Source organism: Solibacillus sp. FSL R5-0449 (assembly GCF_037975215.1).
Taxonomy (GTDB): domain Bacteria; phylum Bacillota; class Bacilli; order Bacillales_A; family Planococcaceae; genus Solibacillus.
In genome coordinates this window covers 2,081,157-2,093,777 of record NZ_CP150239.1, presented here as the reverse complement: position 1 = coordinate 2,093,777, position 12,621 = coordinate 2,081,157, and the positions used below count along the sequence as shown (strand labels likewise).

The window sequence follows — 12,621 nt, the reverse complement described above, 5'->3', positions numbered from 1 at the left end:
AAAATTAGAGAGTAACAAAAGTGAGTACAGGTACAATGGTCGGAGTTGCAACAGGGCTTGAACCTTACTTCAGCTTCACATACTACCGTTCAGGTCGTCTAGGGAAGTTTATTGAAGTGAAAGCTGAAATTGTAAAAGAGTATTTAGATGCGAACCCGGATGTGGATGAAAATAACTTACCGGACTGGTTCAAATCATCAATGGAGCTTTCTGCGGAAGCACATGCAGATGTTCAATGCATTATTCAAAACTGGATTGATTCATCGATTTCGAAAACAGTAAATGCCCCAAAAGGCTATGGCGTAGAGCAAGTACAAAAAGTGTATGAGCGTCTATACCGTGGTGGTGCTAAAGGCGGTACAGTGTATGTCGACGGATCTCGTGATACACAAGTACTGACTTTAAAAGCTGAAGAAGCCAATTCAGATGAACAATTAGAGTTTGAAGAATTAAAACAATCGGAAGACCAAGTGAAACGTCAAGTAGTGTTAGTAGATACAATCAAACCGTTAACAGATACAGACGTGACAATTGGTTCGGAAGTAGGTAATACATGCCCGGTTTGCCGTCAAGGTACGGTAGAGGAAATGGGCGGCTGCAACACATGTACAAACTGTGGTGCACAGCTGAAATGCGGTTTATAAACTAAAGAAAACGCAACTCATATAATATGGGTTGCGTTTTTTTGTAATAGAAAAAAAGTCACCTAATCTAAAAATGTAATTTGCCGGTAGCAGGACTTACTAAGGGCCAAGCGCGGACATCGATTTTTTTGGAGAAATGCAGGATCGGCCGGTCATTATCCACAATAATCCCTTGCTTGGACAGCATTGTATTTAAGGTGATTTCACCTTCTGCTTGTTGTAAAATCCATGGGTGGTGCAAAATATCACAGCGCACCGGGACACCTGAAGCATTTATTGTGTAGAAACAGTAACGCTCGGACATCCATTCTTCAAAGCTCCCTTTTACCGCAAGAGATGGTTCAGAGACCGGTTTATAACGGGCTGCGAAAACAATGTCTGTTTGATCACGTCTTTTGCTTTCAAACAGCACAGTATCCCCGAAGTTTTTAATATCCATCTTGGCGTAATGATACGGTAAATGGAAAAATGTTCGGGCACCTTTTACAGCCGGCCAATTATCCGCATCCAAACTGAAAAAATATACCCCCGTTTTTCCGTCAATCATTACATAGGTACGCACATTAAGTTCCGGAAATTCATCGGTACCGGGAACTGGTGGCAATCCGCGTAGCCTTACACCAGACATGCGAAACGGAACGACCCCGATCCAGCACACACCGTCATAGGAATCTAATTCAAGTCCTTCCGGTACTAACTTCCGTAACACATCATATTGAATCGGGTAATGGGCGAATAAAAGATCTCCCCACCTTTGTTTCATCCCCCAAGGGTAATTTGGCAGCGGCCAGGGACGATGACTGTCATCCCATTTATTTTCTTGCATGTTTAGGAGTTCCACCATAGTTCGTCACTTCCTTCACATCTATCGTATTTTATATAAATCCTTTTGAAAAGAATTAAAACCGTTCGCGGATTTGTTTTTTCCGCATCCATTGGGTAGCAACCCATTTTTCGCCTCGAATTACGGGCTCACCGCTATGAAGGGTAAGTTCATTTAATTTCTGGTCGTTGTAGAAATATTCAAAGTAAACTGCTGAACCTCTCTTAGGTACAGTTACGATACCCAAATTAGGAAACGTTGTCACGCCTCCTTCTTCTACATCATTTAAGTAGACTACTAACGTGCTAATGCGATTATTACTGCTTGAAGGGTGATTTGGACCGAAAAAATCGAAATGCGCCTTAAATTCCTGGCCCGGTTCGTAATGCAAAATTTGCAGACCCTCGGCATGTTCAACCGGAAGATGCATCAACTTGCTAATCCGTATTTCTAGTTCTGAAATAAGCGGATTTTCATTTTCCTCAAAAAACATGCCACTACTTGTACGAATCGGACTAATTTCTTTTTTTGCCAGTTTGGATCTTTCCAAACGTGAAGAAGCACAATCGATTAAATTCTGACATTCCTCATCACTTAAAACATTCGAAAACTTTACAATGAGTGGTTCTTCATGTAGAACCTCTGCAGTTATCATACGATCGTCAATTGAATAAACAGATTGAATAGGTAAAATTGAAACTTCTGTAATCATATGTTATATCCTTCCGCAAATGCTTATAAGTTAGTACAAAAACATTACTCTCACTCTTTTATGTAGGACAAGAATGTATTTCTACTCCAATACATATAATACCATTTAATTGAATTTAATGGTATTTAAGTAATAGAATAATAATAGAATAATTTTTTGGATAATCCCTAAGTGCTAGTATTTGCATAGTAATTAATACGGATAAGGAAAAGTTATCGATTTATATAATTTACCTGTTATTTTATTTATGGATTATTTAAAGTAAGATATTGGAAGGAGAAATTGTAAAGGAGGAAAAGCAAATGATTATTGGATTACACCATGCGCAAATAACCATTCCTAAAGGGACTGAGGAAGCAGGGAAAGAGTTTTATTGCAGCGTATTAGGTTTAAAGGAAATATTAAAACCTTCTGCACTCCAGGGGAGAGGGGGATTTTGGCTGCAAGTAGGGAACCAGGAAGTTCATGTAGGGACAGAAGAAGGCTTTAATCGGTACACAACTAAAGCACATCTGGCCTACAAAGTTGAAGATATCTCCTATTGGCGAAAAGTATTGATAGAAAATAAAATTGAGATTTTGGACTCTGTACCCATTCCAAATTACGAACGGTTTGAATTTAGAGATCCTTTTGGGAATCGAGTAGAGATGATTCAACAACTCTAACTTATTGCAGTCGATTATCTTCGTCCACAACATTTTTGGAAAAGAGCTCAATGATTTCTTTGTTCTGTGAACGTATGTCTTTTAAAATTCTTTCAATTGCTAATGCGGTAAAAGTAATAATGACGAGTAAAACAAAGCCCAATAAGCCCATAATAAATCCTCCATTTCCCTATTATTTCACCTATTATACTAATATTAAAAAGAATAGTTAATTATTTCTAAAAACCTCCGCCTAATTAATGATGGCAATTTTAGTGTAAATCACGTATCATTGTAAGGTAGTTTTAAACTATCAGGTATATCCTGCAAATATATTGAATGATAGGTGAAAAAAATGAATTATCAAGTATTATTGTATTATCATTACACAACGATTGAAGATCCAGCTGCTTTTTCAGAAGAGCATTTAGCTGCATGTAAGGAAATTGGATTAAAAGGACGTATTTTAGTTGCCCGTGAAGGGATTAACGGTACGGTTTCCGGTACGATTGAACAAACACAAAGCTATATCGAAATGATGGAAGCACATCCATTATTCAAAGGGATTGTTTTCAAAATCGATCCAGCAGAAGGCCATGCGTTCAAAAAAATGCATGTACGTCCACGTCCAGAGCTTGTAAATTTAGGTTTAGAAGAAGATGTGAACCCGCATGAATTAACAGGCCGCTATTTATCTCCAGAGCAATTCCTGGAAGAAATGCAAGACGAAAACACAGTCGTACTAGATGTACGTAACACATATGAATATGATGTCGGTCACTTCCGCGGCGCAATCCGTCCAGAAGTTAAGAACTTCCGTGATACACCGCAATGGGTACGTGAAAACCGTGAATTATTTGAAGGTAAAAATGTATTAACATATTGCACAGGCGGTATCCGCTGTGAAAAATTCTCAGGTTGGATGAAGCGTGAAGGTTTCGGTGATGTTGGTCAATTACATGGCGGCGTTGCAACATACGGAAAAGATCCGGTTGCTAAAGGTCAGCTGTGGGATGGTCAAATGTACGTATTCGATGAGCGTTTGACAGTGCCAATCAATCAAGTGGAACATGTGATTGTTGGACGTGACCACTTTGATGGAACACCATGTGAACGTTACATTAATTGTGCTAACCCTGAATGCAATGAGCAAATCATTGCATCAGAGGAGAACGAAGCGAAGCATTTAGGTGGCTGTACAATCGAATGTACGAAACATGAACGCAATCGTTATATCGTCCGTCATAACCTAACGGAAGAACAAGTACAACAAGCGATTGAATTACTAGAAGCGGAAGCGGCAGTAAAATAGAGTTTAAATGCATCTCTTAATAGAGGTGCATTTTTCTTTTTTGTAAACAAAACAGCCTTTTGTAAAGGCAGTGTAAACAGATTTTTCTAAATATTCATTGCAAAATGTCTCTTTTCTAATTTAATTACATGTTTATTTTAATGTTTGAACATATTATCGACAAATTTGCTTTTCCCTACTAAATTTCTTTTTAATTTCCTCATTAAAAATCCCCCTTACTTGTTAAAGAATCTCATAAATATTTACAATTTCAGTCTATTATTTTAAATTTTCAGATTTAACTGAACAATTTTACATAACAAAAAAACCATTTCTTCATAATTTACATAAGGTTTACAAGTTTAATACATGCCATTAATTTTGTGAATGTATTGTTAAAGCAGGTAGAAAACATTCATGTTGATGGAGGAGTGAAGTATGTTGAAAAAAACATGTTACTTCATTGGGTTAACAATTCTAATGGTAGTATTAGCAGCCTGCAGTAATGAAGATTCAGCAGAGTCATCATCTGGCGGCGGAGACTTAGTAACGATTTCAGGTTCTACATCTGTTGGGCCTTTAGCAGAGAAGCTAGCAGCAAAATATGAAGAAACAGAAGACGTAAAAATTGAAATAAACCAAATCGGTTCATCAGCAGGAATTACAAATGCAATTAATGATGTCTCGCAAATCGGGATGTCATCACGTGATCTGAAGCAGGAGGAAATCGATTCCGGAATCCAGGAGTTGGTCATTGCTTATGATGGGATTGTAGTTGTTGCACATCCATCAAACCCAGTCAAAGATTTAACGATGGATCAAGTGAAACAAATCTTCACAGGTGAAATCACAAACTGGAAAGATATTGGCGGTAAGGATATGGAAATCGTCGTTGTTTCACGCGAAGACGGATCGGGTTCACGTGATGCATTCCAGGAAATTGTCGGCTACGAATCAGGACAACTGATACGTAATGCCATCGTAGCAAGCGGAAATGGAAATATTAAAACAACGGTCGCAATGAACAAGCATGCGATTGGATTCATCTCATTCGAATATATCGATGAAACGGTATCAGCGATGGACATTAATGGCGTAAAAGCAGAAGCGGGCAATGTATTGGAAGGTAAATATAAATTATCTCGTCCATTCCTGTTTGTTTATAAAGAGAATGTACCGGAAGCAGCGACAAAGTTTATGGAATACATTTTAACTGCAGATGGACAAAAGATTGTGGAAGAAGCCGGAGCGATTCCATTAACGAAATAATCAGTGCTGGAGGACAAATTTGTGAACATACAAAACAGAAATGAAGTAGAACAGCAAATAAGCAAAGGCAATAAGCGTAAATACTTTTTGGAAAGCTTATCATCGAAAATATTTTTAGCATGTGCGCTTCTATCAGTAGTGAGCTTGCTGCTAATTGTAGGATTCGTATTTTATAAAGGTGCCAACCCTTTCGTAACAGGCGGCTATAGCTTCTTCGACTTCCTTTTTGGCAGTGATTGGGTCCCATCGGAAGATAAATTCGGTATTTTCCCGATGATTGTTGCATCCATTTACGCAACGATCGGAGCACTTGTCATCGGGGTACCAATCGGATTATTAACGGCGATCTTTTTGGCGGAAATTGCCCCGAAATCAGTAGCTAAAATCGTATCACCGGCAATTCAGCTATTGGCCGGTATTCCGTCAGTATTGTACGGGGTATTCGGGTTAGCGATTATCGTTCCTTTTTTACAGGACAATCTCGGATTAGCACGTGGACAAAGTTTAATCGCCGTCATTTTAGTACTGGCGATCATGATGTTACCGACAATTGTAACAGTTGCCGAAACAGCGATTCGTGCAGTGCCGAAAACATATCGTGAAGGTTCACTTGCTCTAGGAGTTTCACAAATCGGGACAATCTTTAAAGTTGTAGTACCGGCCGCAAAGTCAGGTATTATGGCAGCGATCGTTCTTGGATTGGGCCGCGCATTAGGTGAAACGATGGCCGTCATTTTAGTTGCAGGTAACTCACTCATCATCCCGACTAGCCTGACAGACAGTGTGCGTCCATTGACGACAAATATTGCACTTGAAATGGGCTATGCAGCAGGAACACATCAGGAAATGCTGTTTGCAACAGGGATTGTATTATTCTCGTTCATCTTGATTTTAAACTTTGTACTAGCACGTATTACAGCGAAGGGGGCTCAGTAACATGCGACAATTTAAAGATAATATGTTTCGCGGCTTACTATGGGGTTCCGCATTCGTTTCAGTAGCCGTATTGGTTGTCATCGTTGGCTATATTTTCTATAAAGGTTTTTCATATATCAGTTTTGATTTCATATTCGGTGATTATTCGCCAACAGGTGGCGGCGGGATTTTCCCGATGATTGTCACTACAATTTTAACGATTGTTATTTCTCTATTAATCGCAACACCAATCGGAATTCTGGCAGCTGTTTATTTACACGAGTATGCAAAGCAGGGACGTCTTGTACGCGTCATTCGTTATGCGACAGAAAGTTTAACAGGGATTCCGTCGATTATTTATGGTCTATTCGGTGCTGTATTCTTCGTAGCGATATTAAAGCTGGGGATGTCGATTATCGCAGCATCCTTAACATTAACGATTATCGTATTACCGGTCATCATCCGTACGACAGAAGAAGCATTGAAAACAGTGCCGGCAACATATCGTGAAGGGTCGCTGGCATTAGGAACGACAAAATTACAGACATTAATTAAAGTGATTTTGCCAAGTGCCATGCCGGGAATTTTATCGGGGATCATTTTATCGATCGGCCGTATTGTCGGTGAATCGGCGGCAATCTTCCTGACTGCAGGGACAGTTGCAGCAATGCCATCAAGTATTTTCTCTTCTGCCCGTACTTTGACGGTTCACTCGTATTTAGTAACACAGGAAGCCGGAGATATCGGACTTGCAGCAGCTATTGGAATTGTGTTGATCGTCATTATTTTAGTACTGAATCTAACGGCAACATATATCTCGAAAAAATTAAACAAAGCGGACTATTAAAAGGAGCGAAACCTATATGACTATGACTATTTCTGAAGCATCAATTTTCAAATCTACGACGACTTCTACTGGCGCTTTACCAACAAAAATTAAAGTAAATGATTTAAACCTGTATTATGGTGAAAAACAAGCGTTGTTCAATGTCAATCTGGATATTAAAGAAAAAGAAGTAACGGCATTAATCGGTCCTTCAGGCTGCGGTAAATCAACATTTTTACGTACATTAAACCGTATGAACGATCTTATTGACGGAGTACGTGTAATTGGGAATATTCATATCGATGGTGAAAATGTATATGAATCAAGTGACGTTATTAAGTTGCGTACTAGAGTAGGAATGGTTTTTCAAAAGTCGAACCTGTTCCCAATGAGCATCTATGATAATGTAGCCTATGGTCCGCGCATGCAGGGAATTAAAAATAAGAAAATCCTGAATGAAATTGTGGAAGAGTCTTTACGTGGAGCAGCGATCTGGGATGAAGTAAAAGATCGTCTAAAGTCATCAGCATTAGGTCTTTCTGGAGGTCAGCAGCAACGTATTTGTATCGCACGAGCAATCGCAATGAAGCCGGACGTTATTTTAATGGATGAGCCGACTTCGGCACTTGACCCGATTTCTACATTGAAAGTAGAAGAACTGATTACACAAATGAAAAAAGATTACACAATTGTGATTGTAACGCACAACATGCAACAAGCAGCACGTATTAGCGATAAGACGGCATTCTTCTTAAACGGGGAAGTCATCGAATATGACGATACAAATGTCATTTTTTCAACGCCTAAAGATGAGCGTACAGAAGATTACGTAACAGGACGATTCGGATAAAAGGGGGATTTGGGAATGATTCGCGAAAATTTTGAAAAGAACATGCTTGAACTGCAAGACAAAATGGGTGAAATGGTCGACATGACAGTTACTGCAATGGAAAAGGCATTCAAAGCCCTTCAGGAGCAGGATATGGTGTTGGCGCTGGATGTCATTGAAGAGGATAACTACATTGATGATCTTGAAAATGAAATCAATCAAATGGCAATCTGGCTGATGGCGAAAGAGCAGCCGGTAGCCCGTGACATGCGCCGTATTATCAGTGTTATTAAAATGTCGTCTGATATAGAGCGAATTGCCGACTTTGCGGTTAATACAGCAAAAGCTACGATTCGCATTAGCAAAGCCGATACAATTTTAGAAAGAACATCATTAGTTGCAATGAAAAATGTCGCGATGGATATGCTGAAAAAATCAATGAAGGCATTTATCGATGCAGATATCGCATTAGCTAAAGAAGTAGGGGAACTTGATGATATTGTGGATCGCAATAATCATGAAAACTATACACTTTTAACGGAGTATTTAAAAGAAAGCCCGCAAGAGATCGAGCAAACATTGCAATTGTTATTCATTAACCGCTTTGTTGAACGAGCTGCGGATCATATTACCAATATGGCGGAATCAACAGCTTACTTTATTAAAGGACAGCTATTTGATCTAAACTAAGATTTCCATCGGGTTTTCACATGGCTTGCTGAAAGAAGTTAATGCCTCTGGAGCATGTCACAGATCGCAAAACGGATCTGGACACAGTTATACCGAGGCGTAATTGATGAGAGAAGCGGGGAATCATTCATGACGAAAAAGATATTAGTCGTTGAAGATGACGAAAATTTAGTGAATTTACTGCAAATTTATTTAGTAAAGGACAGCTACGAAGTCCACAGTGTCCGGACAGGTAAAGAGGCATTGGCTGCAATCCCTATATTCGAACCGGATGCGATGCTGCTTGATTGGATGCTTCCGGATATGGAAGGAATCGAGATTTGCCGTCAAGTCCGCTTCAAGTATGATTTTCCGATTATTATGATCAGTGCGCGTACGGATGAGTTGGATATTGTTTTGGCGCTTGAAATGGGGGCGACGGAGTATATCCGTAAACCGTTTGGCTTCCGGGAAATGCTGACACGCCTACGGATTCATTTAAAACGCTACGAAAAAGAACAACAGCAGCAAGCGCGTGTTTCCCAAATGCTGATCGGTCCGTTTCGTGTTGATTTAATCATGTTCAAAGTATATAAAGACGAAGTAGAAATTCCTTTGACAAAGCGCGAGTTTAAATTGCTGCTTCATTTGCTGGAACAGCCGGGCACTATTAAATCCCGTGAAGAAATTATTGATATACTGGACTTTACAAAAGGGGATCGCCGTACAGTCGATGTACATATACGCAGGCTCCGTGAAAAGATAGAAGAAGAACCAAGTGCACCGAAGTGGATTAAAACTAAAAGTGGGTTAGGCTATTATTTTAATCTTTCATCACAGGAAGTGACGTACAGTTCATAAATGAAAAAACATTTTGGAGCGATTGAAAGTTTCAGAATGTTTTTTTATGCTGTAATTTACACATTTCTTTTACAAATGCAGCGGCATCGGATTATACTTAGAAAAGTAGATTGATGAGGAGGTCTGAATATGTCTGAACAAAATGAAAAAAAGAAATTAAGCCTGCAGGAATTAGTGAAGCAACAGCTGGAAGCGAAGAAAAACAATGCAGCCGGCAACAAAGGGAATTTAAAAGGTGATACATCAACGAAAAAGATGAAAAGCCAACAAACAAAGAAAACGAGCAATACCCGTCGTAAAATGGGTGTGTAATGATGAGAACCTGGGCAAAGAAAAAATTTGTCCGGGTTTTTTTTGTCAAAGTGATTCCAAATAATCGCTCGATCGTCTTTAAGGTAGAAGGGGGGCTGTAAGGTTGAGACGCGAAGTTTTTGATATGCATTACGACGCTGTTTATAAATATATACGCTATTTAACGAATGATACAGAATCAACACATGATTTACTGCAAGAAACTTTTTACCGTTTTTATCAAAAAAATTATACCGAACATGAACGGACTTATTTATTAAAAATTGCCAGAAACCTTGTATATGACCATTTTCGAAGAAAAAAGATTATTGGTTTTTTTCAGTTGAAAACCGAGCCGGTAGCAGTGGCAGATTTGCCGGAAGTAGTTGTCGAGCGAAATGCGGAAAATGAAAAACTGTATGACGCCCTCCAGCAAATTAAATGGAATTACCGTGAAGTAATCGTGCTGCGCTACATAGAAGAGTATTCGGTAAAAGAGACGGCAATGATCTTAAACTGCAGTGAAGTGAAAGTGAAAAATAATACAGCACGCGGTTTAAAAGCATTACGGGAACTGTTAGGAGGGGAAGAGGATGTTTGAAGAAGAAAAATTAAGTCAGCTCAAAAAGATTCAAGTCGATTCGGAGAAAAAAGAGGAGGACTTCAATAAAATTCAGCAGCGCCTCAATTCAAAACCTTTTCATTGGCAAATCCCGGCCGTAATGATTGCCATTGCATGCATCACGCTATTTTTAGTCGGTACATTTCCACAAAATCAGCAAACGACTTCTGAGAATTTGGATAGCAGTGCATTGCAAGCCGTTTATTATATGGATTGGGAAGGGGATCCCAAATCCACACTGCAGGCAGGTGTTAAAAAAGTAAAAAGTGAAGAAACCTTAATAGCGGTGGAAACTTTATTGGAACAGCTACAGAAAACCGACATTATTATAGAAGAACCCTCTATTGATAAAAGCTATCGATTGGAGTTTGAAGATAGCACGGTCATGCGCCTCCAAGAATACCATGGAAGCGAAGCAACGTATTACCGGGAGATAGGGACAGGTCAGAGATATCTATTAGAGGATCAAACTTTGCGTGGAATGATCGAATTACATGAACCGGCTGACGGTAAAATTTCTTCCATCATTAATGTAGTAGTTTTTATTCTATTGATTTTGGCAATGAATCGGGTGAGCAAAAAGCTGAGGGACCCTGAAGATCCGAAACGCCATCTACCGACACATTCTACATATTGGCAAAGTGTAGTGGAGATTTTTACTTTTTTAATTCTTGTTTTGTTTGTTTCGGTTCCTCAACTCCATTTGTTTCAGTTGATCGCATTTTTATTGTTGTCAGCACTGATAAATATTCTTTTAGAAGCAAAATACGGAAAGAATAAGTGGCGAATGGTGCAATTTATAATAAGTAAATTATTTTTCTTAATAATAATGTACGGATTATTATGGGGATGATTTCTATAGCTTACCTTATTACGAAAGGTAAGCTTTTTTTATATACAGAATACTTTGACAACCGCTGCTATCCCCCGTACGATATTAATAAGTTACTAGAAGGGGTGGAAGCATGACGACGTTGGAAAGAGCAAAACAACTCGATGAATTGGATGGTCTGCAGAAGTATGCAGATGAATTTTATAAAAAAGAGGGACAAATATACTTGGACGGCAATTCGCTCGGTTTGCTGTCTAAGCGTGCAGAACAGTCGGTGCATACACTGCTTAACTCGTGGAAAGATTACGGGATCGATGGTTGGACAAATGGGGAGCATCCTTGGTTTTATTTCTCGGAGAAGCTATCTGCGATGTGCGCTCCTTTAATAGGTGCCAATAGTGAAGAAGTAATGCTGACGGGTTCGACAACAACAAACTTGCACCAGCTGTTGGCTACGTTTTTCAAACCGACTGCGGAACGCTATAAAATTTTAGCAGACGAACTGAATTTCCCGTCAGACTTATATGCAATTGCCAGTCAAATTGCTTTGCACAATTTGCCGGAAAGCAGTATGCAGCTCGTAAAAAGTGAAGACGGGCAAACAATTACGACAGAAGCCATCATCGAAGCGATGACCGAGGATGTGGCGGTTGCGGTTCTGCCGGCTGTCTTATACCGCAGTGGCCAAGTATTGGATCTGCAGGCAATTACGGAAGCAGCACATGAACGTGGCATATTGGTCGGATTTGATCTATGCCATTCAATCGGTTCTGTTCCGCATCATCTTCATGAAATCGGCGCGGATTTTGCTTTTTGGTGCAATTATAAGCATTTGAACGGTGGTCCGGGTTCCGTTGCAGGATTGTTCGTTCATGAAAAGCACTTTGGTACAGCACCTGGTTTGGCCGGCTGGTTTGGCTCAGCTAAGGAAAAACAGTTTGATTTAGATGTAACAATAACTGCTGCACCGCATGCAGGAGCTTACCAGATCGGTACACCCCATATATTGAGCCTGGCACCGATTGAAGGCGCACTGTCGCTGTTTGAAGAGGCAGGCATCGAAGCGGTTCGTGAAAAGTCTCTTGCCTTAACACAATTTATGATGGATTGTATTGAACAGGAGATGCCAAATACGTTTACATTCGGTAATCCGATTGATGACACACGTGGCGGTCATCTGTTTTTAGTACATGACGAGGCGGCAAGAATTTGTAAAACATTAAAAGAATATGGGGTTGTGCCTGATTTCCGTGCCCCGAACGGTATCCGCCTGGCACCGGTTGCGCTATACAATTCCTTTGAGGAAGTATGGCAGTCAGTGCAGATTTTAAAAGACATTGTCACAAACAAAACTTATGAGAAATACGAAAATAAACGCGACATCATTGCATAA

16 protein-coding genes are annotated in these 12,621 nt (G+C 39.7%); 13 read left to right on the top strand and 3 right to left on the bottom strand.

The features are described from left to right. Positions 1 to 20 precede the first annotated feature (20 nt). Positions 21 to 644: a response regulator SirA gene (locus MKY27_RS10430; protein WP_339171843.1), complete on the top strand. Its 624-nt coding sequence runs from the start codon at positions 21 to 23 to the stop codon at positions 642 to 644. Between the two features lie 67 nt (positions 645 to 711). On the opposite strand, the gene MKY27_RS10425 is transcribed toward MKY27_RS10430, so the two are convergent. Both MKY27_RS10425 and MKY27_RS10420 read right to left on the bottom strand, forming a co-directional pair. After that, complete coding sequence (locus MKY27_RS10425) at positions 712 to 1,470, bottom strand: DUF2071 domain-containing protein (RefSeq protein ID WP_339199702.1); 759 nt, start codon at positions 1,468 to 1,470, stop codon at positions 712 to 714. 73 nt (positions 1,471 to 1,543) lie between these two features. After that, entirely contained in the window at positions 1,544 to 2,179 is a 636-nt protein-coding gene (locus MKY27_RS10420) for a 2OG-Fe(II) oxygenase (RefSeq protein WP_339194930.1), read from the bottom strand. 302 nt (positions 2,180 to 2,481) lie between these two features. On the opposite strand from MKY27_RS10420, the gene MKY27_RS10415 reads away from it, so the two are divergent. Next, positions 2,482 to 2,844, top strand: coding sequence for a VOC family protein (locus tag MKY27_RS10415; RefSeq protein WP_339171837.1), 363 nt, complete (start codon positions 2,482 to 2,484; stop codon positions 2,842 to 2,844). A 1-nt stretch (position 2,845) separates the two neighbouring features. Here the strand turns inward: MKY27_RS10415 and MKY27_RS10410 are convergent, their stop codons facing one another. Next, positions 2,846 to 2,995: a hypothetical protein gene (locus MKY27_RS10410; protein ID WP_339194928.1), complete on the bottom strand. Its 150-nt coding sequence runs from the start codon at positions 2,993 to 2,995 to the stop codon at positions 2,846 to 2,848. A gap of 183 nt (positions 2,996 to 3,178) precedes the next feature. Between MKY27_RS10410 and MKY27_RS10405 the strand changes: the two genes are divergently transcribed. The 11 genes from MKY27_RS10405 (at position 3,179) to kynU (ending at position 12,621) form a co-directional block, all read left to right on the top strand. Continuing rightward, positions 3,179 to 4,135: a rhodanese-related sulfurtransferase gene (locus MKY27_RS10405; RefSeq protein WP_339194925.1), complete on the top strand. Its 957-nt coding sequence runs from the start codon at positions 3,179 to 3,181 to the stop codon at positions 4,133 to 4,135. A 417-nt stretch (positions 4,136 to 4,552) separates the two neighbouring features. After that, entirely contained in the window at positions 4,553 to 5,383 is an 831-nt protein-coding gene (locus tag MKY27_RS10400; protein ID WP_339194923.1) for a phosphate ABC transporter substrate-binding protein, read from the top strand. 21 nt (positions 5,384 to 5,404) lie between these two features. Next, a complete protein-coding gene (pstC, locus tag MKY27_RS10395) occupies positions 5,405 to 6,319 on the top strand; it encodes a phosphate ABC transporter permease subunit PstC (protein WP_339171829.1) in 915 nt (304 codons plus the stop codon). A 1-nt stretch (position 6,320) separates the two neighbouring features. Further along, positions 6,321 to 7,145: a phosphate ABC transporter permease PstA gene (gene pstA / locus MKY27_RS10390; protein ID WP_339171828.1), complete on the top strand. Its 825-nt coding sequence runs from the start codon at positions 6,321 to 6,323 to the stop codon at positions 7,143 to 7,145. 16 nt (positions 7,146 to 7,161) lie between these two features. Beyond that, the gene (pstB, locus tag MKY27_RS10385; RefSeq protein WP_079527680.1) at positions 7,162 to 7,974 is read left to right on the top strand and encodes a phosphate ABC transporter ATP-binding protein PstB; all 813 of its coding nucleotides are present in this window, start codon (positions 7,162 to 7,164) and stop codon (positions 7,972 to 7,974) included. A 15-nt stretch (positions 7,975 to 7,989) separates the two neighbouring features. Further along, entirely contained in the window at positions 7,990 to 8,643 is a 654-nt protein-coding gene (gene phoU, locus MKY27_RS10380) for a phosphate signaling complex protein PhoU (protein WP_339171827.1), read from the top strand. 54 nt (positions 8,644 to 8,697) lie between these two features. Continuing rightward, a complete protein-coding gene (locus MKY27_RS10375) occupies positions 8,698 to 9,483 on the top strand; it encodes a response regulator transcription factor (protein ID WP_339194921.1) in 786 nt (261 codons plus the stop codon). 129 nt (positions 9,484 to 9,612) lie between these two features. Then, positions 9,613 to 9,795, top strand: coding sequence for a hypothetical protein (locus MKY27_RS10370; RefSeq protein WP_008404313.1), 183 nt, complete (start codon positions 9,613 to 9,615; stop codon positions 9,793 to 9,795). Between the two features lie 103 nt (positions 9,796 to 9,898). Then, entirely contained in the window at positions 9,899 to 10,375 is a 477-nt protein-coding gene (locus MKY27_RS10365) for a sigma-70 family RNA polymerase sigma factor (RefSeq protein WP_339171822.1), read from the top strand. Next, the gene (locus MKY27_RS10360) at positions 10,368 to 11,249 is read left to right on the top strand and encodes a signal recognition particle (RefSeq protein WP_339194918.1); all 882 of its coding nucleotides are present in this window, start codon (positions 10,368 to 10,370) and stop codon (positions 11,247 to 11,249) included. The genes MKY27_RS10365 and MKY27_RS10360 overlap by 8 nt, the downstream gene beginning before the upstream one ends. A gap of 112 nt (positions 11,250 to 11,361) precedes the next feature. Then, complete coding sequence (gene kynU, locus MKY27_RS10355) at positions 11,362 to 12,621, top strand: kynureninase (protein WP_339194916.1); 1,260 nt, start codon at positions 11,362 to 11,364, stop codon at positions 12,619 to 12,621.